Source organism: Glutamicibacter sp. NPDC127525 (genome assembly GCF_042672105.1).
Classification (GTDB): domain Bacteria; phylum Actinomycetota; class Actinomycetes; order Actinomycetales; family Micrococcaceae; genus Glutamicibacter.
This window is the reverse complement of record NZ_JBHXVN010000008.1, coordinates 1-19813: the sequence shown is the minus strand read 5'-3', so window position 1 is coordinate 19813 and position 19813 is coordinate 1. Positions and strand designations below refer to the sequence as shown.

Annotated in this window: 15 protein-coding genes; 11 read left to right on the top strand and 4 right to left on the bottom strand. The window is 63.5% G+C overall.

Features of this window, described 5'->3' with window-relative positions:
- The first annotated feature begins 2 nt into the window (after positions 1 to 2).
- The 3 genes from ACFVHU_RS16035 (at position 3) to ACFVHU_RS16025 (ending at position 5646) form a co-directional block, all read left to right on the top strand.
- On the top strand, positions 3 to 1169 hold the full coding sequence (locus ACFVHU_RS16035; RefSeq protein ID WP_388025326.1) for an exonuclease SbcCD subunit D: 1167 nt from the start codon (positions 3 to 5) through the stop codon (positions 1167 to 1169).
- Positions 1166 to 4258: an AAA family ATPase gene (locus ACFVHU_RS16030; RefSeq protein WP_388025324.1), complete on the top strand. Its 3093-nt coding sequence runs from the start codon at positions 1166 to 1168 to the stop codon at positions 4256 to 4258. The genes ACFVHU_RS16035 and ACFVHU_RS16030 overlap by 4 nt, the downstream gene beginning before the upstream one ends.
- A 113-nt stretch (positions 4259 to 4371) precedes the next feature.
- On the top strand, positions 4372 to 5646 hold the full coding sequence (locus ACFVHU_RS16025; protein ID WP_388025322.1) for an MFS transporter: 1275 nt from the start codon (positions 4372 to 4374) through the stop codon (positions 5644 to 5646).
- A gap of 115 nt (positions 5647 to 5761) precedes the next feature.
- Here the strand turns inward: ACFVHU_RS16025 and ACFVHU_RS16020 are convergent, their stop codons facing one another.
- Positions 5762 to 6457 (bottom strand): IclR family transcriptional regulator, encoded by a 696-nt coding sequence (locus tag ACFVHU_RS16020; RefSeq protein ID WP_133834432.1) that lies wholly within the window; start codon positions 6455 to 6457, stop codon positions 5762 to 5764.
- Positions 6458 to 6725: 268 nt separating this feature from the next.
- Here ACFVHU_RS16020 and ACFVHU_RS16015 point away from each other — a divergent pair, with 268 nt between their 5' ends.
- A complete protein-coding gene (locus ACFVHU_RS16015; protein ID WP_388025320.1) occupies positions 6726 to 8066 on the top strand; it encodes an MFS transporter in 1341 nt (446 codons plus the stop codon).
- Between the two features lie 197 nt (positions 8067 to 8263).
- On the opposite strand, the gene ACFVHU_RS16010 is transcribed toward ACFVHU_RS16015, so the two are convergent.
- The gene (locus ACFVHU_RS16010; protein ID WP_388025318.1) at positions 8264 to 9271 is read right to left on the bottom strand and encodes a LacI family DNA-binding transcriptional regulator; all 1008 of its coding nucleotides are present in this window, start codon (positions 9269 to 9271) and stop codon (positions 8264 to 8266) included.
- A 112-nt stretch (positions 9272 to 9383) separates the two neighbouring features.
- Complete coding sequence (locus tag ACFVHU_RS16005) at positions 9384 to 11072, bottom strand: alpha-amylase family glycosyl hydrolase (RefSeq protein WP_332504037.1); 1689 nt, start codon at positions 11070 to 11072, stop codon at positions 9384 to 9386.
- A gap of 266 nt (positions 11073 to 11338) precedes the next feature.
- Between ACFVHU_RS16005 and ACFVHU_RS16000 the strand changes: the two genes are divergently transcribed.
- The 7 genes from ACFVHU_RS16000 to ACFVHU_RS15970 all read left to right on the top strand — a co-directional run bounded on the left by ACFVHU_RS16000 (position 11339) and on the right by ACFVHU_RS15970 (position 19260).
- Positions 11339 to 12607: an extracellular solute-binding protein gene (locus tag ACFVHU_RS16000; protein ID WP_388025316.1), complete on the top strand. Its 1269-nt coding sequence runs from the start codon at positions 11339 to 11341 to the stop codon at positions 12605 to 12607.
- Between the two features lie 116 nt (positions 12608 to 12723).
- On the top strand, positions 12724 to 14319 hold the full coding sequence (locus tag ACFVHU_RS15995; protein WP_388025314.1) for an ABC transporter permease subunit: 1596 nt from the start codon (positions 12724 to 12726) through the stop codon (positions 14317 to 14319).
- Positions 14319 to 15233, top strand: a complete 915-nt coding sequence (locus ACFVHU_RS15990; protein ID WP_105658448.1) for a sugar ABC transporter permease — start codon at positions 14319 to 14321, stop codon at positions 15231 to 15233. The genes ACFVHU_RS15995 and ACFVHU_RS15990 overlap by 1 nt, the downstream gene beginning before the upstream one ends.
- A gap of 101 nt (positions 15234 to 15334) precedes the next feature.
- Positions 15335 to 16324: a hypothetical protein gene (locus ACFVHU_RS15985; RefSeq protein WP_388025312.1), complete on the top strand. Its 990-nt coding sequence runs from the start codon at positions 15335 to 15337 to the stop codon at positions 16322 to 16324.
- Positions 16325 to 16387: 63 nt separating this feature from the next.
- On the top strand, positions 16388 to 17143 hold the full coding sequence (locus ACFVHU_RS15980; RefSeq protein WP_105662609.1) for a TetR/AcrR family transcriptional regulator: 756 nt from the start codon (positions 16388 to 16390) through the stop codon (positions 17141 to 17143).
- A 98-nt stretch (positions 17144 to 17241) separates the two neighbouring features.
- On the top strand, positions 17242 to 18798 hold the full coding sequence (locus ACFVHU_RS15975) for an MFS transporter (RefSeq protein WP_105658451.1): 1557 nt from the start codon (positions 17242 to 17244) through the stop codon (positions 18796 to 18798).
- Between the two features lie 45 nt (positions 18799 to 18843).
- The gene (locus tag ACFVHU_RS15970; RefSeq protein ID WP_105658452.1) at positions 18844 to 19260 is read left to right on the top strand and encodes an META domain-containing protein; all 417 of its coding nucleotides are present in this window, start codon (positions 18844 to 18846) and stop codon (positions 19258 to 19260) included.
- Positions 19261 to 19282: 22 nt separating this feature from the next.
- Here the strand turns inward: ACFVHU_RS15970 and ACFVHU_RS15965 are convergent.
- Positions 19283 to 19813, bottom strand: a 531-nt coding sequence (locus tag ACFVHU_RS15965) for a fatty acid desaturase family protein (RefSeq protein WP_388025309.1), incomplete at its 5' end; no start/stop codon positions are given.

The window sequence follows — 19813 nt, the reverse complement described above, 5'->3', positions numbered from 1 at the left end:
ACATGCGATTGCTTCACACCTCGGACTGGCATTTGGGACGGACCTTCCACGGGGCCTCCCTGATCGAAGCGCAGCGCGCAGTGCTGCAGGAAATCATCGACATCACGATTAACCAGCAGGTTGATGCGGTGCTGATTTCCGGTGATATCTATGACCGCGCGCTGCCGCACGTGGATGCCGTCCAGTTATGCAACTGGGTGCTGCGCGAGCTACGCGCCACCGGGGCCGCCGTCGTGGTCACCAGCGGCAACCACGACTCGGCCTCCCGTCTGGGCTTCGGCGCAGAGCTCTTGGACAGCGCCGGGGTGCACATCATCGCCGACCTCCAGCGCATGCTGCTGCCGGTTATCCACGATGCCGGCGATCACCGGGTGGCCATCTACGGCATCCCGTACCTGGAACCGCGCATGGTGATGGAACGCCTGGGCGTGGAAAAGGCCAGCCACGAAGCGGTGGTCCGTGCGGCCATCGCGCAGATCGAAGAAGATCTTGCGCAACTGCGGGCAGGGGAAAAACCGGTAGTTTCCATCGCGATGGCCCACCTGTTCGCCGCCGGCGGCTACGGCAGCGACTCCGAACGCGAGCTGAGCACCGGCAACCTCGACGTGGTTCCGGCAGAGCTTTTCGAGCGCTTCGACTACTCGGCGCTGGGGCACCTGCATGGACGGCAGAAGGTCAAGGAGCACGTGCGCTATTCGGGCTCTCCGCTGGCATACTCCTTCTCCGAGGCAACGCAGCGCAAGGGCGTATGGCTGATCGACACCAACGCCCGGGGCATAGAGTCCGTGCAGGAAGTCCTGCTTCCGGTGCCGAAGAAATTGGCCATCCTCAAGGGCAAGCTCGCTGAGCTCCTGGCGGACCCGGAACTGGAATCCGCCGTCGATGCATGGTGCCAGGTCACGTTGACCGATAGCGAGCGTCCCGCCGACGCGATGGCAACGATTCGAACCCGTTTCCCCGACACCGTGGTGCTGAATTTCGCCCCCGATCACGCCGGCGGGGATGCCAAGCCGGCGAGCTATGCCGAGCGCATGGCCAAGGCCGCCAGCACCGAACAAGTGGTGGGGGACTTCATGGAACATGTCCGCGAACGCGCGGCCGATGAACTGGAACGGGAAGTCATCGGCGCCGTCATCCAAGCCACCCGAGAGGCACAGGCCAGCCAGTGAGAATCCACAAACTCCAGATCCAGGCGTTCGGGCCCTTCGCAGGCACCGAAGAGATCGACTTCGATGAATTGGCCGAAGGCGGGCTGTTCCTGCTTGATGGCCCCACCGGTGCCGGCAAGTCCAGCATCCTGGATGCGATCTGCTACGCCCTGTACGGTGCGTTGCCCGGAAGCCGCGCCGGCAGCCGGCAGATCCGTTCGGACCATGCCCCGGCCGGTTTGGCTCCGGAAGTGGTCTGCGAGCTGACCATCGGCGACCGGCGCTTCGAGGTCACCCGTTCGCCGGCCTGGATGCGCCCGTCCAAGCGCGGCAAGAACAAGACCACCGAGCAGAAGGCCGCCAGCTTCCTGCGCGAGTTCATCGGTTCGGGCTGGAAGGAACTGTCCACCCGCAACGACGAGGTGGGCCACGTCCTGGGCAGCCTGCTGGGTCTGGACCGCGAGCAGTTCACCAAGGTAGTCATGCTGCCTCAGGGCGGCTTTGCGGACTTCCTGCGGGCCAAGGCCAAGGACCGCGAGGATCTCCTGGCGAATCTCTTCGATACCAGCGGCTATGCGCGGATCGAGGATGAATTCGCCGCTCGGCTGGCCGAAGAGCGCAAGAAAACCGAGAGCCTGGAAGCACGCCTGAGCGCCAGCGAAGAGGCCATCCATTCCGCTGCCCGGGCGTTCCTCGCCGGCCGCGAAGCCAGCGATGAGCCCGCCGAGGCCGACGGCGAAGCGAACGCCGACGCCGATGGCGCTGGACAGGCCGCGGCGGTGGACCTGAGCAGTGCCGAGCAGTTCGCCGGCTATCACCGCCGGATCGCGGCGGTTCACCGGGACTCGGCCCTAGAAGCGGCCAAACTGCGCACCGAGATGACCCGCACCCGCGAGCAGGCGCAGGCCCTGGAGGAACGCCGCCGGATCTTCGCGCGCCTGGCCGAGCTGCGCGGCATGCAGGCCGGCTATGCCCAGAACCATGAAGCGGCCGCAGCGGCTGCCGCGCGCTTGGACAGCGATGCCAAGGCAGGCGCGGTGCGTGCCTACCAGGCCCAGCTCCAGGAGGCATCCGTCGCCCAGGAGCAGGCCAAGGCAACCTGGCTGGACAGCAAGCTGTGGCTTGAAACCGAACAGGGGCTGGACCCCAGCGCCGACGCTGCCGGTCTGGAGCAGCTGCGCCTGCCGGCGCAGCAAGCGGCCGAAGAACTAGCGGTGGCCAAGGCGGGCCTGGACGATGAAAAGCGCCGCGGCGTCCTGGCCGGCCAGGCACGCAAGGCCGCCGAACTGGCCGCTGCGCAGGAAGAGACCCGTGCCCAGGCCGAAGCCGAAGTTGCCTTGCTCAAGGCCGAACGTGCTGCGCTGGAAGCCGCGGACCTCGACCAGGTAGCCGCCGGCGGCAAGGTCCAGCAGGCCAAGGAACACGTGAAGGGGCTGGAGACCAGGATCCAGCATGCCACCGAGCGCGACACCCTGGAGAAGCAGGCGCTGTCCGCACGGGAGCAGTCCAGCGCACAAGAGCTGGAGATTGTAGGCGTAGCCAATACCTTGCTTGACCTGCGTACCGAGCAGCTGGCCCAGAGCGCTTTGCGATTGGCTGCCGCGCTGGAAGACGGGCAACCGTGCCTGGTCTGCGGTGCGCAAGAGCATCCCGCCCCGGCCCGGGCGGATGCCGATGCGCCGCTGATCGACGATGAGCAGATCCAAGCGCTGGAAGCCGCGGTGGCTGCGGCAAGAGCTGCCGGGCAACGGGCCGCGCAGGCGCGCGACACCCTGGTGGCCAAGTTCCAGGCCGCGCAGGAAGCCGCTGGCGATGCCCCGGTCGCGGACCTGCGGGCGGAGCTTGCCACGGCGCAGGCCGGACTGGAACGGGAGCAGAAGCAGCAAGGAGAAATCGCTGCCCGCGTGGCAAAGCTGGATGCGGTGCGCCAGCGTACCGAGCAGCAGAACGCGCGCGCATCCCGGGCGGTACTCGAGCACGCCACCGCGAAGCAGCGGGCGCAGTCCCTGCAAACCCAGCTGGCAGAACTCGACGCCAAGCTGGAGCAGCTGCGCCAAGGCCGGGAGAACCTGGCCGAACTTGTGGCGCAGCTGTCCGCTACGTCCCAGGGCTTGGCCAGTGCGGTGCAGAACCTGCGCCGTTTCCTCGAGGCGGGCGAGGCGCTGGAGAAGGCCGAGGCCACCTGGAATAGCCAGCGCACGGCCGCCGGTTTCGAGAATCCGGCTGCCTTCGAGGCCGCCTTGCTGGACAGCGCCGAACGCGAGCGCCTGCGCCAGCTGCAGCGTGCCGATGCCGACCTGGCCAGTGCCATTGCCACGCTTGAAGCGTCGCAGGACTGCCGCAAGGCCCAGGAATTATCCGCGCAGGGTGTGGAAGGGCCAAGCGAAGAAGGGATTGCCGAAGCGAAGCTGCTCTCTTCCCTCGCCGAAGAACGCTTCGAAGCGGCGCGGGAACAAGAAGTGCTGGCGCAGACCCAGCTCGTTCGCCACGAGCAAGCAGCCACTGATCTTGAACGCCAGCGGACCGAGGCAGGCCCGGTCATCGAAGCCTACCGCCGGCTGCGCGGATTGGCTGAAGTGATTCGTGGCGGGGGAGAGAACCTCTACAAGATGACGCTGAGCACCTATGTGCTCGCTGCCCGGCTGGAGGAAGTGGCCATCGCCGCAACGCAGCGCCTGGGCATGATGTCCGGCGGCCGCTACTCGCTGCACCATGATGATTCCAAGCAGGGCAATTCGAAGTCCGGGTTGGGGCTGCAGGTGCTCGATTCGTGGACCGGGAAGCGCCGGGAGACCCAGACGCTCTCCGGAGGCGAGACCTTCATGGCCTCGCTGGCCCTGGCACTGGGCCTGGCGGATGTCATTTCGCACCATTCCGGGGCAGTGGACATGCAGACGCTCTTCGTCGATGAAGGCTTCGGTTCGCTGGATGCCGAGACGCTGGAAGAAGTCATGCAGGCGCTGGAAAACTTGCGTGCCGGGGGCCGCACCATCGGCTTGGTCTCCCACGTGGCAGAAATGAAGCAGCGCATCACCAATCGGATTTCGGTCAGCAAGACCCAGCACGGTTCCACCATTGAACGCGATGGCACTGTGATCTTGGCTGGATAGATTGGACTTGCCCCAGGGCAGTAGCTATCTTGAAAGTAGTGCCATCAGGCATGCCTGGGAAATTTTGTGCGTCGGGGGGTGTGGGACGACGCACGCTTCGTCATGGAGTTTTGTTGACTCAGCCTACTTTGTCGAAGGAAAACAGTGAGGAATCCGAGAAGATGTCCGGATACTCCGCGTTAGTTCCTTTGGTAGGAGCACCCTTCCTGCCGCTTACTTTCCTTGCACGCCTCCCGCTGGCGATGCTCACCATCGGGTCCATGACCCTGGTAACTGCTACCACCGGCTCATATGCCATGGGCGGCTTGGCCGCGGCCATGGTTGGCCTGGGGTCCGCCATTGGCGGTCCGAGCATCGGCTATCTGGCTGACCGGGTGGGCCAGCGCCCGGTATTGACCACTGTTGCGGTCATCCACACCATCCTGCTGGTTGCCCTGACGCTGTTTGCCGATTCGGGACCGGACATGTCCGCGGCCTTGCTCTCGATCATGTGCCTGGCCGCCGGTGCTACCGGCCCGCAGGTCGGCCCGATGTCCCGCGTCCGCTGGATTGCAATCACCCGCCAGCAGAAGAAGAACCACAAGGTCCTTTCGGCGGCACTGAGCCTGGAGTCCATGTTCGATGAACTGGGCTTCGTCTTCGGCCCGGTTGCCGTGGGCCTGCTGGCCTCCCTGGTGGATCCGGTGCTGCCGCTCTACCTTGCCGCCCTGCTGACCCTGGTGCTGGTGCCGGTGTTCGCCTCGCACCGTACCGGCAATGCGGTGAAGCCGGCGAGAACCGCCGAGCACACTCCCAAGGTCTCGATCAGCGGCGCGCAGGTTGCCGCGATCGGTGCCCTGGTCCTGGGCATGATGGCGCTGGGCACGGTCTTCGGTTCCTCGGCGGCCGGTACCCTGGCCTTTGCCGGGGCGCAGGGCGATTCCAACTCCGGCGGCCTGCTCTATGGCGCCATGGGCTTCTCCAGCGCGATTGCCGCGATCTCCGTGGCCGCTTGGCCGCAGGCCTTCAAGCAGATCAACCGCTGGATCCTGTGCGGCGCAGCACTGACCGTGCTCAGCTTCGGCCTGCACGTGGCCGGCAATGTCCCGCTGATGCTGGTTGCCCTGTTCATCGCAGGATTTGCGGTAGGGCCGGTGATCGTCACGGTCATGACCCTGGGCGGCGAAGTCGCTCCGCCGCAGCGCCTGTCCACCGTGATGACCATGCTCTCTGCCGGCATTGTTGTGGGAACCGCGATCGGAAACGGCTTGGCCGGCGTCTTCGCCGAGACCCTGGGCCACCTCGGCGCCTTCTGGGTCTCCACCGGTGGCGCACTGGTGATCTTCCTGGCCGCTGTGGCGATGAAGATCGTTGTCGCGAAGTCCCCGTCGCTGGCCCGCGTCCGCTAGGGCAAGAACTCTGCGCATCTTGCGGCCGGCCAGCAAAGCTGGATAAGAAGCATCCCGTTGCACCTCGCCCAGCAGGCGAAAGGCAGCGGGATGCTTCTTTCCCCGCCGGGAATTGCTAGTGCGCGAGCTTTTCGCTGATGCGCGCTGCTGCGTGCTTGAGTTCCTCGATCATGCGTTCGTACCCGCCGACCGTGCTGGCGGCGAAGACGACGGCCAAGGCCGCCGGGGTTTGCCCGGAATGCTGGATCGGAACGGCAATGGAGGTCACGCCCTGGATGACTTCGTTCTCGCTGGTGGCATAGCCGTCAACCCGGGCCGCGACGGCAGCTTCGCGGTACTCGATGCCCGTGTCCAGGGCATCCCACTCGGCCTTGGCATAGCGCGACTGGATCGCGATGCCGGCTGCTCCCACATCCATGCCGTGCACCGAGCCCGGGCGGTGGACGATCGCGCGCTGGGAGTTCAACGGGGAGACCGACTGCAAGGTGGTGCACAGGTCGTGTTCCCAGACGGCCACGAAAGCAGTCATCGACAGCTCGTTGGCCAGCGCGGTGAGTTCCGGGGTGGCGGCCGCCTGCAGGTCGCGCTGGACCGAGCGGGCGAGCACGGCCAAGCCGGAAGCGGAACGGATATGCCCGGCCTCATCGCGGTTGAGCAGGTGATGCTGCTCCAGGGTGCGGATGATGCGGTAGGCAATGGAGCGGTGGACTTCCAGTTTCGCGGCGATTTCCGCGATGGAAAGATTGACCGGGGAATTGGCGACGATTTCAAGGACGCGGATTCCACGCGAAAGCGTCTGGGAGGTAGGCATTGTTCTTCAATCTGGCGTGCGGCGCTGCTGGAACGTCGTCGAGGGCCTTCGTAGTGAACCGGGGGGATCTGGCGGTCGGTGATCTATATCCGATTTTAGTCGTTCTCTATTAGAACACCGAATTCCCGGCCCAGTGCGGGAGAGGGTGCCTGGCTGGAGCTGGTCACGATTTGGATAGATCTTGTGATCTGCTTCACTGTGGGCATATGATGGTGTGCGACATAAACCGTCCGAACGGTCGGTAAACAACTCGCAAAAAGGCCAACTCATGTCATCGACTGTCACTCGCACCCAGGAGGAGCGCCGGGTTCTTGCCGGCACCCTGGTGGGCACCACCATTGAGTGGTACGACTTCTTCATTTTCGCCCAACTCACCGCGACCCTGCTGACCCCGTTGTTCCTCGAGCCCCTGGGTCAGTCGAATCCGGGTGTCGCGCAGATCCTTTCCTTCGCAATGATTGGCATCTCCTTCTTCTTCCGTCCCCTGGGCGCAGTGGTTGCCGGCCACCTGGGCGACCGCTACGGACGCAAGCGCATCCTGGTGCTCACCCTGATCCTCATGGGCGTTGCCACCGCGGCCATTGGCCTGCTGCCAACCTACGCGTCCATCGGCGTGGCCGCGCCAATCCTGCTGGTGCTCCTGCGCGTGGTCCAGGGCTTCTCGGCCGGTGGCGAATGGGGCGGTGCAGCCTTGATGGCGGTAGAGCACGCACCGAAGGATCGCCGCGGCTACTTCGGCGCCTACCCGCAGATCGGCGTGCCCATCGGCATGATCCTGGCTACAGGCCTGCTCTACATCCTGCGCGTTGCCATGAGCCCGGAAGAGTTCGCCGCATGGGGCTGGCGCATTCCGTTCCTGCTCTCCATTGCGCTGATCTTCGTGGGCTACATGATCCGCCGTGCGGTTGAGGAATCCCCGGTCTTCAAGCAGCTCGCCCAGCGCAAGGCTTCCGAGCACACCCCGCTGCGCGAGCTGATGACCAGCCATTCCAAGCAGGTCCTGCAGGCCGCGCTGATCTTCATCTCGAACAACGCCGCCGGCTACCTGGTGATCGCGTTCTTCATTTCCTACACCACCAAGGTCCTCGAGATGCCGGTGGCGCCGATCCTCCTGGCCACCACCATCGGTTCGGTGGGCTGGCTGATCTTCACCCTGGTCGGCGGCTGGCTCTCGGACAAGATCGGGCGCCGCAATACCTTCGTGATCGGCTACGCGCTGGTGTTCATCTGGATGATCCCGATGTTCCTGATGGTCGACACCGGAAACATCGTGCTGTACACCATTGCGATCTTCGTGCTGACCGTTGGCCTGGGCTTGTCCTACGGCCCGCAGTCGGCGATGTACGCGGAGATGTTCCCGGCGCAGATCCGCTACTCGGGCATCTCCATTGGCTACGCCATTGGCGCCATTCTGGGCGGCGCCTTCGCGGCCACCGTGGCGCAGATCCTGCTGGAGACCACGGGCTCTTCGATCTCGATTGCCATCTACATCATGGTGCTGACCATCATTTCCGTGGCAGCGGTGTTCTGGGTGGGCGAGACCCGTGGACGCAACCTGCACGTGGAAGAAATCGAGGGCGAACAGGCCGACTCGCGCGTGGCGCACTAGTTTCGCGGCAGCACCATGCCCGCGCAGGCAACGGATCAAGCGATCCTGGCCCGCGCGGGCATTTGCGCGTCTGGCGACCGGTGGTTTGGCGATCAGCAGGCGGATGCAGCGGGCAGTTTGCTGCACGGCCGACGTCCGGCCACCGCCATCCATTGCGCCTAGGCCGCCGGCATGCGGGACCCGACAGCCTGGCCAGGTTACTGGGCGGGGCGGGTGGTGGAGGAACGCACGATCAGCCGATGGCCCAACTCGTGGGCCTGCGCCGGTTCCTGGCCACGGATAGCACGCAGCAGCATGGCGACCGCCAGCTGCCCCTGCTCATGCGGACGCTGCTCGACGGTGGTCAAGCCGAAGAGCTCGGCCAGGTCGTGATTGTCCACGCCGATGACCGACAGGTCATGGGGCAGCTGCAAACCGAGATCGCGGGCGGCCAGGATCGCGCCAATGGCCATTTCATCACTGGCTGCGAACACTGCCGTCGGTCGGGATGCCGGGTTGCCCAGCAGCTGCTTGGCCACCGCGTAGCTCTGGGCCATGGAGAAGTCCGCGCTGGCGAACAGCGACTCATCCAGTTCAAGTCCAGCCTCGGCCAGCGCCCGCTCGTAGCCGGTGCGGCGGTGGGTGGGCACCATGAAATCCACATCGGTTTCCGCGTTGCCGCCGATGAAGCCAATGCGTTCATGGCCCAGGGAGATGAGGTGCCCGGTCGCGAGGGCAGAAATCGCTTCGTCATTCACGTGCAGGGTCGGCACACCGGGAAGCGGTCCTCCCACGCCAACCAGGGGCTTGTCCATGGCCAGCAGCGCCTGGACCTCGTCCCCAGCCAACTCGACGTTGACCGCGATCACCGCATCCACGCGCTGGCGCAGCAGGAAATCGGAGAAGATCTTCTCGCGCTGGGTGCGGTCCTTGGTCAGCTGATAGAGGGTGGTGTCATAGCCCTCGTCCATCAAGCGGCTGGAAATGCCTTCCAGCACGCAGGCATAGAACCAGTGGTTGATCACCGGAACGAGCACGCCGATGTTGCGGGTGCGTCCCGAGGCCAGCCCGGACGCGGAAGATGAGACCACATAGCCCAGCTCGGTGGCGGCGCGCTGCACAGCCTCCTGCGCGGACGCGGAGACAGAACCCCGGCCAGATAATGCGCGCGAGACGGTGGCAATGGATACGCCAGCGGCTTGTGCGACGTCTTTGATCCCGGCCACTTCTCTTCCTTCCTTCATAGGCACAGCCGTGGCTAGGGGAAATTCCTTCCCCTGGCCACGGCTCCTGCCCAACATTACCCGGTGCGGCTGCAGCCGGTCAGCAGATTGCCGGCTACGGCAACTGGAACCAGAGCGTGGTTTCGCCCGGAATCATTCCCGATTCCGCCGAAATCTCGCTTTGGCTGCGCACCAGTTCGGTGGCGCCCTGCGCACCGGCAGGCAAGGGCTGTGCAGTTGCAGCGTAGTTGGCCACGACCAGCACAGTGCCGTTGGCGAAAGCCAGAACATCATCTCCGGTGCCTTCGACCCAATCCAGGGTGCCGGTGCCCAGTGCATGATCCTGGCGCAGCTGCAACAGGCGGCGGTACAGGTTCAGCGTGGAAGACTGGTCATCGACCTGCGCATCGCGGGCGTAGGAGTCCCAGCCTGCCGGCTGCGGCAGCCAGCTTTCACCGGTCGCGCTGAAGCCGAAAGCGGGCTTGCCGCTTTCCCAGGGCAAGGGCACCCGGCAGCCGTCACGCCCGTAGCGCTCGCCATTGGTGCGCAACCAGGTAGGATCCTGGCGCGCCTCATCTGGCAGTTCAACGGCTTCTGGCAGGCCCAGCTCTTCGCCCTGGTAGATGTAGGCGCCACCTGGCAGGGCCAGCATCAACGCGCTGGAAGCACGAGCGCGACGCAATCCCACGGCAGCCTCCGGCAGGTTTGGGGTGTTCAGGCCGATGCCCTCGCCCTGCGGGTTCTCATCGGTCAGCGCCAAGCGGGTCGCATGGCGCACCACGTCATGGTTGGAGAGCACCCAGGTGCTCGGGGCGCCGACCTTGCCGAACTCCTCCAGAGACTGGTCGATGGTTTCGCGGATCTGCTGGGCATCGAAGTCGCAAGAGAGATAAGGGAAGTTGAAAGCCTGGTGCATCTCGTCCTCGCGCACCCACTTGGCCATCAGCGACAGGGGATTGACCCAAGCCTCGGCGCACAGCACGCGCTCGCCGTCGTACTCGTCCATGACCTTGCGCCAGTCGCGGTAGATCTCATGCACGCCATCCTGGCCCCACCACGGAGCCAGTTCGTCGGTGCCGCCCATGGAAGCTCCGGATGGGTCCGGGGTGAAGTCCGGCAAGCCCTCGGCCTTGATCAGCCCGTGGGCCACGTCAACGCGGAAGCCGTCGGTGCCCCGGTCCAGCCAGAAGCGCAGGACGTCGCGGAACATCGCGCGCACTTCCTCGTTGTGCCAATTGAAGTCCGGCTGCGAGGAATCGAAGATATGCAGGTAGGACTGGCCGGCGCTGCCATCAGGATTCCTGGTTTCGGTCCACATCGGGCCACCGAAGACCGAATCCCAATTATTCGGGCGCCCGGTTGCCGGGGTGTCCTTGAAGATGAAGCGGTCGCGTTCGGGGGAGCCGGGCGCCGCCTTGAGCGCTTCCTGGAACCACGGGTGCTGGTCCGAGCAGTGGTTCGGAACCAGGTCGATGATGACGCGCAGGCCCAATGCGTGGGCCTTGGCGACCATCGCGTCGTAGTCCTCCAGGGTTCCAAACAGCGGATCCACATCGCAGTAGTCCGACACGTCGTATCCGGCGTCCTTCTGCGGGGAAGTGAAGAATGGCGACAGCCAAATCGCGTCGACCGAAAGCTGAGCGATGCTTTCCAGGCGTTGGGTAATGCCGCGCAGATCGCCCATCCCATCGCCATTGGAATCGGCGAAGGAGCGCGGGTAGATCTGGTAGATCACCGAGGAGCGCCACCACTGCGAGTCTTCGGATTGCACAAGGGAATCAGCTGCTGAACGAATTGAAGTCATGACGGTAACGATAAATGATTCACCAGAGTTTGTAAACGCTTGCAATTATGCTTCAAAGCCTTCGTTCCATGGTGAGGTCAGAATTCGCGCCTCGGCCGATAAAACTGATTTTATCGGCATTGTTGTCAATTTTCATGATCTGTGCCACGCTGTAAACGCTTACAATCAATGTGTTACTCGCACCACTAAAGACCCGACCGGCAGGCCCAGCGGAAATCGCGGCCGACCCGGTCCCTGATGACACAGTTGTCACGAAAGGACATCCCATGAAGGTGAATAAGCACCCTTGGCTTCTCGGCGGAGCACTGACGGCCATTGCCGCACTCTCGCTCACCGCCTGCGGCGGGTCTGGCTCCAACACGCCAGCAGTTTCCTCCAGCCCCGCAGCGGCGCAATCCTCGCCGGCAGCCGCCTCCGGCGGCGAACTGACCGTCTGGGTCGACGCCAACCGCGAGCCAGTGCTCAAGGATGCAGCAGCTGACTTCGAGAAGCAGTCCGGGGTCAAGGTGGACCTCGTGATCAAGGACTTCTCCAAGATCCAGGAAGACTTCCTGCGCCAGGTTCCAACCGGCAAGGGCCCGGATATCACCATCGGCGCCCACGACTGGCTGGGCAACCTGGTCAACAACGGCGTAGTCCAGCCAGTTGAGCTGGGCGACAAGGCCGGCGAGTTCCAGGACGTCGCGGTCAACGCCATGAGCTACGAGGGCAACACCTACGGCGTTCCCTACGCCACCGAGAACCTGGCCCTGCTGCGCAATGCGGATCTGGTCAAGGAAGCTCCAAAGAGCTTCGATGACATGATTGCCGCCGGCGAGAAGGCCGGCACCGAATTCCCGTTCCTGGTCCAGGTCTCTGACGTCGGCGATCCATTCCACGCCTACCCGTTCCAGACCTCCTTCGGCGCACCGGTGTTCGGCACCGATGATACGGGCGCCTATGACCCGGCAGATCTGCAGATCGGCAACGAGGGCGGCATCGAATTCGCCAAGTGGCTGGCTGAAGAGGGCGAAGAAGGCAACCTGAAGACCAGCCTCGACGGGGACATTGCCAAGGAGAAGTTCGTCTCCGGCGACTCGCCATTCTTCCTGACCGGTCCATGGAACGTGGAAGCAGTAGAAGAAGCTGAAATCAACCTGGAAATCGACCCGATTCCATCGGCCGGTGGAGAACAGGCCCAGCCATTCGTCGCCGTGCAGGGTTTCTTCGTTTCCGCGAAGACCGAGAACCTGCTGGCCGCTACCGAATTCCTGACCAACTACATCGGCACCGAAGAAGTCCAGACCGAACTGTACGAGGTAGGCAACCGCCCGCCGGCAAACAACGCGGCATTCGAAGCGGCCAAGGCCGATGAAACCATCGCTGCCTTCGGCGAGGTCGGCGCCAACGGCGTGCCGATGCCGAACATCCCGGAAATGGCTGCCGTATGGGAGTTCTGGGGCGTAGCCGAGGCCGAGATCATCACCGGCAAGGCTGATCCAGCCAAGCGCTGGAAGCAGATGACCTCGGACATCGAAAAGGCCATCTCGAAGTAGGAACACCTGCCACCAGGCACAACGATGGGCGCTGGGGCCGGGAGGAACTCCTCCGGGCCCCAGCGCCTGCAATTCACCAGCGCTAACTGCACTTGATCGACAGGGACATCTGGAAGATGACAAAGACCGCCCGCCAAGGGCCGCAACCCGGCACCGAGGAGACGAAGCCCAAGCTGTCACCGGCAGCCAGGCGCTTCGCGAATGCCACCAGCACCTCCATTGGGGCCATGCTCGCCAAGATCATCCTGGTGGCGATCGTCGATGCGACCGCGCTCTTCGCGGTCTTCACCGCACTGGGGCGCGAAGCCTGGGCGATCGCCACGGTGATCGCGGCCATTACCGTGCTGATCAACGTGGTCTACTTCAAGCGCGGATGGCTGCCGGCAAAGTACCTGCTGCCGGGCACCATCTTCCTGCTGATCTTCCAGGTCTTCGTGATCGGCTACACCGGGTATATCGCCTTCACCAACTACGGTTCGGGGCACAACTCGGATAAGGATGACGCGATCAGCGCGCTGCTGCAATCCAACCAGAACCGCGTCGAGGGATCAGCCGGCTACCCGGTGTCCATCCTCGAGGGGCAAGACGGGCTGGCGATGCTCATTGAGCGCGATGGCCAGCAGCTGCTCGGCGATGCGGATGATCCTTTCGCCCCGGTAGACCCCGCTGGCCTGGGGGACTACTCCGAACTGGCTTTCGCCGATTTGCTGGGCCGCCAGCAGGAGGTCACCTCGCTGGCCGTTCCATTAACCGAGAACCCGGCAGATGGCACCGTGCGCACCAGCGATGGCCGCACCGCCTACCAGTACACTTCCTCCATCAAGCATGATGAAGCCGCGGACACCATGACCGATCAGCAGACCGGCGTGGTGTACCGGGACACCGGCGTGGGCGCGTATACCGCGCAAGACGGCTCGCAGCTGATGCCCGGCTGGTCCATCAACGTGGGCTTCGAGAACTTCACCCGTGCGGTCACCGATTCCTCGATCCGCAACGCCCTGTTCTCTGTCACCGTGTGGACCTTCGCCTTCGCCTTCCTGTCGGTGGCGACCACCTTCTTCCTCGGGCTGTTCCTGGCGATTGTCTTCAACGACATGCGCATGAAGGGGCGGAAGGTCTACCGCGTCATCTCGATCCTGCCTTACGCATTCCCTGCGTTCCTGGGCGGGCTGGTCTGGGCCGGCATGCTCAACCGCGACTTCGGGTTCGTCAACCAGGTGCTCCTGGGCGGAGCGCAGATCCCTTGGCTGACCGACCCGTGGCTGGCGAAGTTCTCCGTGCTCTGGGTGAATCTGTGGCTCGGATTCCCGTACATGTTCCTGGTCTGCACCGGGGCGCTGCAGTCCATTCCGAATGAACTCTCCGAAGCGGCCACCATCGACGGGGCGAAGCCGTTCCAGATCTTCCGGTTGATCAAGCTGCCGCTGCTGCTGGTCTCGGTGGCTCCGCTGCTGATCAGCTCCTTCGCCTTCAACTTCAACAACTTCAACGTGATCTACATGCTCACCGAAGGCGGGCCGCGCATGCAGGATGCAGGACTGAACGTGGGATCCACCGACATCCTGATCTCCATGGTCTACAAGGTGGCCTTCGTTGGCTCCCAGCGCGACTATGGGCTGGCCAGCGCCTTCTCCATCATCATTTTCGTGATCGTCGCGATCATCTCGATTATCAGTTTCAAGCAGACCAAGGCACTGGAGGAGCTGAACTAATGAGCACCGAAATCACCGGCAGGCCGGTAGCCGGCGCACCCAAGGGACGCGCGGGGCGCCAGGGCCTGGGCAAATGGTTCGCCTCCACCGGCTGGCGCCACCTGATCGGCGTGGCCCTGTGCATCTATGCGGCCTTCCCGCTGCTCTACGTGCTCTCGGCCTCGCTGAACCCCAATGGAACCCTGCTGTCTTCCAACGGATTGTTCACCACCATCGGCTTCAACAGCTATGTGGAGCTGTTCCAGAATCAGCAGCGTCCCTTCGGCGCCTGGTTCATCAACACCTTGGTGATTGGCCTGACCACGGCGGCCGCTTCGGTGTTCCTCGGCGCCTTGGCTGCCTACAGCTTCTCGCGGATGCGCTTCACCGGCCGCCGCGTGGGCCTGGTCAGCTTGCTGATTGTGCAGATCTTCCCGCAGCTGCTGGCCGTAGTGGCGATCTTCATCCTGCTCACCTCGCTGGGAGATGTCTTCCCGGTCTTGGGCATCGATAACCAGATCGCATTGATCATGGTGTACCTGGGCGGGGCACTGGGTGTGAACACCTATCTGATGTACGGCTTCTTCAACACCATTCCGGTGGAAATCGATGAAGCGGCGAAGATCGATGGTGCTGGCCATGCCCGCATCTTCTTCACCATGATCCTGCGCCTGGTGGCACCGATCCTGGCCGTCGTGGGCCTGCTGTCCTTCATTTCCAGCACCTCGGACTTCGTGATCGCCTCGGTCATCCTGGTCTCCCCGGAGAACCAGACGCTGGCTGTGGGACTGTACTCCTACGTCTCGGAGGAATTCACCTCCAACTGGTCGGTCTTCGCTGCCGGTGCGGTACTGGCAGCGATCCCGGTGATGGCATTGTTCCTGTTCTTGCAGAAGTACATTGTCGGCGGCCTGACCGCCGGCGCAGGCAAGTAGCCCGCAGCAACTGACCGCTTCGGGCAGATGGGGCAACGCCACTGGCGTTGCCCCATTTTGCCTGCGTCAGCCCATGGGCCGGAGCACGTAGAGTAAAAGGCATGAAGCCCTACTTGCCGCGCGCCGCCCGCAACTACCTGGAGCAACTTCGCCGTGCGCTGGATTTCTTGTCTTTGCAAGAACGCAACGAAGTCATTGAAACCACCAAGCAGGAGATTCTCCGCCTGCCTGGCGGCGGACGCCGCAAGAGCGATTTGATCCGCTTGCTCGGCGAGCCTGCCTCGCGCGCGCTCAAATTCGAACGCCATGAGCCCGAAGCCCTGGAAGTGGGCAGCGGCAAGTACTTCTTGACGCGTATTCTGGCGTGGCCAATTTTCGCTCTCGCACTGCTGACCCTGATGGTGGTGCTTTTCGCCCCGCCGCAAGCCGCCTTGGCCAACGAACAGAGCTTCGGCTTTGTTGCCGGGGGAGTTGGCGGGCTGCTGGGGCAACTCGAATTGCTGATCGGATCCCAGCTGATTTGGCTGGCGTTCATTCCGGTCATCATCAGCCTGGTTCCCTTGTGGCTGCCCAATAGTGCCGGCACCACCATCCACATCCTCGGGGCTGTGATCATGACCGTTATCTGCGCGGCCGGTGGCGGACAGCTCTCGCTCTTCTTCATTCCGGTGACCGTGCTGCTCTGGGCACAGGTTTTCACCCCGCTGCTGATGATGCGCGGTTCCATGGCAAGCCCCGGGCCCGGCTGGCTGGTGTGCGCGGCGGTGCTGCTGATCCTGGTCCTGGGGTATGCCAGCTACCAAGGCCTGGCCAGCTTCAGCGCTGCGCCATGGCTGATCCTGGCTCCGGCCGCGCTGCTGGCCGTGCTGGCGATGCTGTTGCCCTTCCGCTGGAAACTGGCTCATATTGCGCTGGTCGCAGCCGGCCTGCTGGTGATGGCCGCTGGATTCGTCGCTGCGCTGCCAGGAACCTACGGGGCGGTCCTGGCCTGGCCGTGGCTGGCTGGCGGCATGAGCTTCGCCGTAGGACATCTCGCGCTAGCTGCCGGCATGTGGCACGAACGAGCCAGGAAATTGCTGGCCCTGTTTTAGGAGTTTCAATACTTGTAGGCGCTTAATGGGAATTTACAGAGAAAATGCGTATATCCTCGTGACATGGCCGAGAATAAGGAAAATTCCTCTCCTGAACCGACAAAACGTGGTCGCGGACGCCCGCGCAAGGACTCTGAATTCCAGTCCCTGAGCAAAGAGCAGCTGGCCCAGAAGGCTCTGGAAATCGCCGGTGCCGAGGGCTACGACGCGCTGACCATGCACCGTCTTGCGGCCGAATTCAATGTCACCCCGCGGGCGTTGTACAACTACGTGGCGGATCGCCAAGAAGTCATCAACCTGGCGGTGGGGCGCTTCATCTCGATCAATCCGCTGATCGAGTTCGACTGCAACGACTGGAAGCTCGGGGTGACCGAAGCGTACAACGCGACGCGCCGGGCCTACCGGGCCTACCCCCGGGCCTCGCAATTGACGCTCGACGAAAAGCTCAAGGTGGAGCCCGGCCCGTTCCGCAATGAATTGATGGAACGGATCCTCGCCTTCTTCGTGGATATCGGCCTGACGCTCAAGCAGGCAGTGGCCATGGTCCGCGCCCTGGAACGGGATGTCCTGGGTTTCGTGATGCATGTGGATTACTACTATGACCGCCGCTCGAAGGACAGCCCGGACTACGTGAGCTCGCTGGTGCCGGTCCAATTGCTTGACGCCTACCCGGAAGTTCCGACACCGCTGGCACGCCAAGCGCTCGAGCTGCCGCAGCAAGACAGCGATGACCTTTTCGGGGAAGTCGTCGAGTTGCGGTTGCTGGCCATTGCGCAGATGCTCGAGCTCAACCGGGCCGCCGAAGACCACAAAGAGTGAAATAAGCACCTCGACAGGGAATATTAGCCAGCTGGCCAACGCTGTAGGTTGAAGGACCGCAGGATTGTGCGGCCTGGAATTCGTTTGAAAGTTGGCCCATGTCCCAGAGCAAGCCGCATCCGGTACCAATTGCTGAAGAACTCTCGGCCGGAGCGCGATGGCGATTGCTGGGCGTGCTGCTGGCAGCGATGTTCATGTCGCTGGTTTCGGTCAGCATCGTCAACGTGGTTCTTCCTGCCATCGGTTCCACCCTGCACGCCACCGAATCGGACCTGCAGTGGGTATTGGCCGGATATGCGCTGACCTTCGGCGTGGTTCTGGTTGCTGCCGGACGCGCCGGCGACCTGCTGGGCCGTGGCGTGATGTTCGTGGCAGGCCTGGCGATCTTCACAGCCGCCAGCATCCTCGCAGGGCTGGCCGCGGATCCACTGGTATTGAACATTGCCCGCTTCATCATGGGCGTTGGCTCGGGCCTGCTCAACCCCCAAGTGATGGGCATGATCCAGCAGCACTTCCGTGGCGCGGCCCGTGGCCGGGCCTACGGGCTGCTGGGCACCGCCGTCGGCTTCTCGGTAGCTATTGGGCCGGTGCTGGGCGGATTGCTGATCAACTGGTTTGGCGAAGACGCCGGCTGGCGCGCCACCTTCTTGATCAACGTCCCGGTCGGCGTGCTGGCCATTGTCCTGGCGCTGCTGTGGCTGCCCAAGCCGCTGTTCAACAAGCCAGCGGGCAAGGTGGATCTGGACCCGGTTGGCGGCCTCCTGCTGGCGGTTGGCATTTTCGCCCTGCTCCTGCCATTCGTCCAGGGCCGCGAAACCCCATGGCTCTGGTCGCTGCTGGCCTTGGCAGTGCTGGTCATGGTGCTCTGGGTCTGGTGGGAGAAGAAGTACAAGAAGCTCGGGCGCGAACCAATGGTGGAATTGGCCCTGTTCAAGATCCGCAGCTTCACCAACGGCACGCTCATTGCGGGCCTGTACTTCATGGGTGTTTCCAGCGTCTGGGTGCTGGTGGCCATTTACGTCCAGCAATCCCAGGGTTTCAGTGCCCTGCAGGCAGGGCTGATCTGCCTTCCCGCGGCCCTGCTCTCCGCCTTCAGCTCCGACATCGCCGGACGCTATGTCATGACCGTGGGGCGAAAAATGGTCATCGGCGGCATTCTCAGCGCCCTGTTCGGCCTGCTGGCCACCATTGCCGTGGTGGTCCTGGAGGATCGCGGGCTGCTGAACATCTGGTGGATGCTGCTTTCGCTGGCCTTCATCGGCGTAGCCCAGGGCTTCATTATTTCGCCTAACCAGGCGCTGACCCTCATGGAAGTTCCCGTGGCCAACTCCGGCAGTGCCGGCGGCTTGATGCAGACTTCCCAGCGCGTGGGCACTGCGGTGGGCATTGCGGTGATTACCGCTGTCTTCTACGGCATGAACCACGTAGCCGGGTACTCGATCGCCATGGCGCTCTCATTCGCTGCCATTTCCCTCTTGGTCCTGGCCACCTTGCTGGTCGGCATTCTTGATCTGCGCCATAGCCATGCTGCCCGCAGCAAGCCAGTTGCCGAAGAAGTCGTTCCCGTCAGCACCGGCGTGCAGCGTACGGTGACCGGGGCAATCGAGGTTGTCGGGCCGAAGGAGCCTACCCAGCCAGTAGACTCCCAGCCGTAATCCGGTACTGGCCAGCGGGTGGGCCGAAGACCTAGGCTGGGGGATATGAAGCGATTCTTCCTGCGCACCGCGGCACTGTCTTTGGCTTTTGGTGTTGCCGCCTGCGGGGCGACCCCGGGCGAGCCGGGCGCCAGCCAGCCAACTGAAAGCGAGACCAGCGTGATACTCCAGGATCCGGTCGGCTTGTGGGGCAGCAAGGAGCAAGGCCAGCCGTGGCTGGAGCTTGCCGAAGACGGCAAGATCACCGGCAGCGATGGCTGCAACCGCCTCGCCGGTACCTGGAGCGCATCCGAAGACCTGGAATTCGCCGCGCTGGCTTCGACCAAGATGTTCTGCGAAGGCGTGGATGACTGGCTCTCGCGCGCTGCCTCCGCCAAGCTGGAGGACGGCGAAAAGATGCTTGTCCTTGACGCAGACGGGAAAGAGCTAGGAACCCTTGCCTTTGGTGGCAAGGGATCCTAGCTCTTTGCTGCTTCAGCCTGAACTATGCGCTGACGCGGTATCCGGAGATCATCGGGCACTCGAAAGGATCCCGGGCCGATAGCCCGACCTTGTTCAGGTAGGTGATCACCTGTGCGTAGGATTCGCGGACACTGGCCACGGTGTACGGCACCTGGTGCTCGTCGCAGTACTGGCGCACGATGCGCGAGACACCGGCCAGATTGGCGCGCGGCATGGACGGGAACAGGTGGTGCTCCACCTGGTAGTTCAATCCGCCGTAGACGTGGGAGAGTATGCGGTTTCCCCAGCTGGACTTGGCCATGACATTGCGTCCGGTCAGTACCTGGCGGGAGAAGAAGTCGATGCGGGCGTCCTGGGGAACCATCGGCATGCCCTTGTGGTTCGGGGCGAAGGAGGCACCCATGTAGACGCCGAAGACTGCCAGCTGCACGCCGAGGAAGGCGAAAGCCATGCCCACCGGCAGGAAGTAGAACACGATCGCCAGGTAGATGGCGATGCGCAGTGCAATGCCGGTCATCTCGCGCTTGCGGTTCTTGACCCGGCCGGCCTTGAA

Coding starts and splice junctions, on each gene's coding strand:
- ACFVHU_RS16035 (WP_388025326.1), top strand. CDS start 3: ATGCGATTGCTTCACACCTCGGACTGGCATTTGGGACGGACCTTCCAC.
- ACFVHU_RS16020 (WP_133834432.1), bottom strand. CDS start 6,457: ATGCCTACCTCCCAGACGCTTTCGCGTGGAATCCGCGTCCTTGAAATC.
- ACFVHU_RS16015 (WP_388025320.1), top strand. CDS start 6,726: ATGTCATCGACTGTCACTCGCACCCAGGAGGAGCGCCGGGTTCTTGCC.
- ACFVHU_RS16005 (WP_332504037.1), bottom strand. CDS start 11,072: ATGACTTCAATTCGTTCAGCAGCTGATTCCCTTGTGCAATCCGAAGAC.
- ACFVHU_RS16000 (WP_388025316.1), top strand. CDS start 11,339: ATGAAGGTGAATAAGCACCCTTGGCTTCTCGGCGGAGCACTGACGGCC.
- ACFVHU_RS15995 (WP_388025314.1), top strand. CDS start 12,724: ATGACAAAGACCGCCCGCCAAGGGCCGCAACCCGGCACCGAGGAGACG.
- ACFVHU_RS15990 (WP_105658448.1), top strand. CDS start 14,319: ATGAGCACCGAAATCACCGGCAGGCCGGTAGCCGGCGCACCCAAGGGA.
- ACFVHU_RS15985 (WP_388025312.1), top strand. CDS start 15,335: ATGAAGCCCTACTTGCCGCGCGCCGCCCGCAACTACCTGGAGCAACTT.
- ACFVHU_RS15980 (WP_105662609.1), top strand. CDS start 16,388: ATGGCCGAGAATAAGGAAAATTCCTCTCCTGAACCGACAAAACGTGGT.
- ACFVHU_RS15975 (WP_105658451.1), top strand. CDS start 17,242: ATGTCCCAGAGCAAGCCGCATCCGGTACCAATTGCTGAAGAACTCTCG.
- ACFVHU_RS15970 (WP_105658452.1), top strand. CDS start 18,844: ATGAAGCGATTCTTCCTGCGCACCGCGGCACTGTCTTTGGCTTTTGGT.